The organism is Pseudomonas brassicacearum subsp. neoaurantiaca (assembly GCF_013608025.1).
Taxonomy (GTDB): Bacteria; Pseudomonadota; Gammaproteobacteria; order Pseudomonadales; family Pseudomonadaceae; genus Aquipseudomonas.
Window position 1 is genome coordinate 101,909 of record NZ_VDLV01000016.1, and the last position, 3,693, is coordinate 105,601.

General features: G+C 54.3%; 4 protein-coding genes and 3 tRNA genes. All 7 read right to left on the reverse strand.

The features are described from left to right. On the reverse strand, positions 1–879 hold an 879-nt coding region (gene tuf, locus FHK92_RS13300), incomplete at its 3' end, for an elongation factor Tu (RefSeq protein WP_181288451.1). An 84-nt stretch (positions 880–963) separates the two neighbouring features. Then, a tRNA-Thr gene (locus FHK92_RS13305) sits at positions 964–1,039 on the reverse strand. Between the two features lie 26 nt (positions 1,040–1,065). After that, positions 1,066–1,139: transfer RNA gene (locus tag FHK92_RS13310), tRNA-Gly, on the reverse strand. Positions 1,140–1,163: 24 nt separating this feature from the next. Beyond that, positions 1,164–1,248 (reverse strand) — tRNA-Tyr (locus FHK92_RS13315). Positions 1,249–1,390: 142 nt separating this feature from the next. Further along, positions 1,391–1,846, reverse strand: coding sequence for a hypothetical protein (locus FHK92_RS13320; RefSeq protein ID WP_181288446.1), 456 nt, complete (start codon positions 1,844–1,846; stop codon positions 1,391–1,393). 7 nt (positions 1,847–1,853) lie between these two features. Next, entirely contained in the window at positions 1,854–2,603 is a 750-nt protein-coding gene (locus FHK92_RS13325) for a pantothenate kinase (RefSeq protein WP_181288447.1), read from the reverse strand. After that, the gene (gene birA / locus FHK92_RS13330) at positions 2,593–3,549 is read right to left on the reverse strand and encodes a bifunctional biotin--[acetyl-CoA-carboxylase] ligase/biotin operon repressor BirA (protein ID WP_181288448.1); all 957 of its coding nucleotides are present in this window, start codon (positions 3,547–3,549) and stop codon (positions 2,593–2,595) included. The genes FHK92_RS13325 and birA overlap by 11 nt, the downstream gene beginning before the upstream one ends. Between the last annotated feature and the right edge of the window lie 144 nt (positions 3,550–3,693).

Sequence of the window (3,693 nt, forward strand, 5' to 3'; positions counted from 1 at the left end):
ACCACGCTCAACGTCGTCACGCTTGGTGCCGCGCAGCAGCACGCCGCAGTTCTCGCCAGCACGACCTTCGTCGAGCAGCTTGCGGAACATTTCAACGCCGGTGCAGGTAGTTTTCTGAGTGTCGCGCAGACCGACGATCTCAACTTCTTCCTGGATGCGGACGATGCCACGCTCAACACGACCAGTCACAACAGTACCGCGACCGGAGATCGAGAATACGTCTTCGATTGGCATCAGGAACGGCTTGTCGATAGCACGCTCTGGCTCTGGGATGTAGCTGTCCAGAGTTTCCACCAGCTTCTTGACAGCAGTGGTGCCCATTTCGTTGTCGTCTTGGCCGTTCAGAGCCATCAGAGCCGAACCGATGATGATTGGAGTGTCATCACCTGGGAAGTCGTAAGTGCTCAGCAGGTCGCGCACTTCCATCTCAACCAGTTCCAGCAGCTCAGCATCGTCAACCATGTCAGCCTTGTTCAGGAAGACAACGATGTACGGAACGCCTACCTGACGGGACAGCAGGATGTGCTCACGGGTTTGTGGCATCGGACCATCAGCGGCCGAGCAAACCAGGATCGCCCCGTCCATCTGGGCAGCACCGGTGATCATGTTTTTTACGTAGTCGGCGTGACCTGGGCAGTCAACGTGTGCGTAGTGACGCACGGCCGAATCGTATTCAACGTGAGCGGTGTTGATGGTGATACCGCGAGCTTTCTCTTCCGGGGCGCTGTCGATCTTGTCGAAGTCAACCTTGGCCGAACCGAAAACTTCGGAGCAGACACGGGTCAGAGCAGCGGTCAGCGTGGTTTTACCGTGGTCGACGTGACCAATGGTGCCTACGTTGACGTGCGGCTTATTACGTTCGAACTTTTCCTTAGCCATCGAAATCACCCCTAGGAGAAGAATTTAGCGAGTCACACAAGCCATTAAAACAAAGGCAGATATTTTCATATCTGCCTTGTTATATGGAGCTCTTGAGCGGATTTGAACCGCTGACCTCACCCTTACCAAGGGTGTGCTCTACCAACTGAGCTACAAGAGCGAAACACTTTGCACAACCTGCAAACTTGGAGCGGGTAGCGGGAATCGAACCCGCATCATCAGCTTGGAAGGCTGAGGTTCTACCACTAAACTATACCCGCGGAGCTTGCAGCTCACGCTAAAAATGGTGGAGGGGGAAGGATTCGAACCTTCGAAGTCGTAGACGTCAGATTTACAGTCTGATCCCTTTGGCCGCTCGGGAACCCCTCCTAAGCGAGCCGGCATTCTATATCATGCCAGCCTTCTGTCAAGCATTTTCTCATTAAAAACCTGAGGTTAGCTGCGTTGACGTCGCTTCGTATCGCTTACCTCTAAAGGTCTTCGCTGCGAAGCGGGCGCCATTCTATGCAAACTACCCTGCGGGTGCAACCCCTTCGCATGGCATTATTTTATGTTTTAACTCATTGAATTCTTTAGAAAGGTTTTGAAGCAGCGTTTCATTTACCTTTCCCGCGTTTTCCTGGGGAACCTGGACCCAGAAGCCACCCCCCTCAGGAACATTCGGCGAGCTCGACGCTACGGAACGACCCGTAATGCCTGAGGCAGCCAAGCGCTGCTCCAACTGCCTAGCCAGTTCCGGACGAACAAAACCACCCAAGTAAACACAGTTTTTTGAGGCCTCACCTGGCCTGCCTGAATCACGCCTGACAAGCGCATCAGCAGTTTCGCTCAAGAGATGAATATCTTGCTGGGAACCGCGATACAAACTCAACGGCGTAACATCCTTGGCGCGAAGCGGGGCTTCCTGCTGGTGCCAGATGTAATAGAAGACATTTAAAACCAGCAACAATAGAAACAGCCACCGCATAGAAACCTCAAGACAAAGGACAAGCCATCGCCAAACCGACAAAAACGAGATCTGGAACCATCTTGGCATCGGGAACAACCCCGGAAACCAGATTGGCATCGCCCCCCGTGAGAAACACTACGAAATCCTTTCCCCAATATTGCCGCGCCAATTCTAGTTGAGTCAGCACAAACCCTCTGAGCATCAACATGCAACCGCGCTCCACCGCCTCGACAGTGGCACGGCCTGGAGCGAGGCTCTCATGGGCCCGCTCGGCTGCGATATCGTCATAGCGGATCTTACGCGTGTGGGTGCGCAACTGATTACGCATCAAAGGCATACCCGGACAAATGAACCCTCCGAGATGTCCGCCATCCGCAGCCACGAAGTCAGCCGTAACAGCAGTCCCAAAATCGAGGACCAGGCATGCCCCCGAAGCGAGATGAAACCCACCAAGCAAGGCCAGCCATCGATCGAGCCCCAATCGCTCGTGATCTTCGTAGCCATTGCGCACACCCGCCATTTCCCTGGCGGGCATCGCGCGAACTACCGACAACCCGAAAGCCTCAACCAGCGAAGCAACCAACGAATCCGTCTCCGCCTGGGTTCTCACACTAACAAGGCGGCATTTCTTGAGCTGGAACTTCTCGGAATTACGCAGGCTCGCCAGTAGATCGCCATCGGAGCTAACCACGCCACCCTCGACTGGCGTCGCCCCGTCAGGACGAAGAACCCGCCATTTGATGAAGCTGTTGCCGCAGTCGAGCTCAAGAATCATCACGCAACCTCAAACTGAGCTCACCACCGCTAAAGTTCTTTTCCACACCATCTACCTTCAAACGCAACGCACCCTGATGATCGATGCCCAGCACAATACCGTCGATTTTATTAACACCGGCAATCAGAGATACAGCCCGCCCCTGCCAAAGATGATACTGCTCCCACTCCGACTGAATCGCAGCAAACCCTGACGCATGATGAAGCTCCAGATATCGTTGCAGCTTCGCACCCAATTGTGCCACCAGCTCATTTCGATCGAAGCTCCTGCCAGCTTCAAGACACATGGATGTCCATTGCTGATCGACCTCCTCAGTCGATTGCATGTTCACGTTAATCCCAACCCCCAGGACAACATGGCAAACGTCTGCAGGATCCCCCACCAATTCGAGCAAAATGCCGGCGATTTTTTTCTCACCCACTAAGACATCATTAGGCCATTTCAGCCCCGCCCCTGCGATCCCCATATCACGCAAGACATGCATGACCGCCAGCCCGACGACCAGGCTCAGCCCTTCGAGTTGCCGCATACCGCCGTCAATGCGCAACACCAGACTATGATAGAGATTTTCAGCAAACGGACTGACCCACTTACGACCTCGACGGCCGCGACCCGCAACCTGCCGCTCAGCCAGGACCAAGAAAGGTGCAGCCCCACCACGCTCGATGAGACGCAGCGCCTCGGCGTTGGTGGAGTCGATAGAATCGAACAAATGAACAGGCCATTCACCAAGGCCTTTTTTGCAGATCTCTGCCGCATCCAAAAGCAACAGGGGCTTAGCCAACTGATACCCCTTACCCCGAACCTTATGAACAGACAATCCTAAATCCGCCTCCAGGTGCTGCAACTGCTTCCATACAGCACTGCGACTGATACCCAGCGCAACACCTAGCGCCTGCCCCGAATGAAAGCGGCCGTCCTTCAGAAGTTTTAGCAACGTGAGCATGCGGACTGCGCCCTGATAATGAGGCCCGCATGATAGCCATGCGCAAGACGGTTGCATAGAAACACAAAATCACTTTCCTGCGGGCAAAACAAAACCCCTACCTGCATCAGCAGATAGGGGTTTCGGAATTTAATCTTGACGATG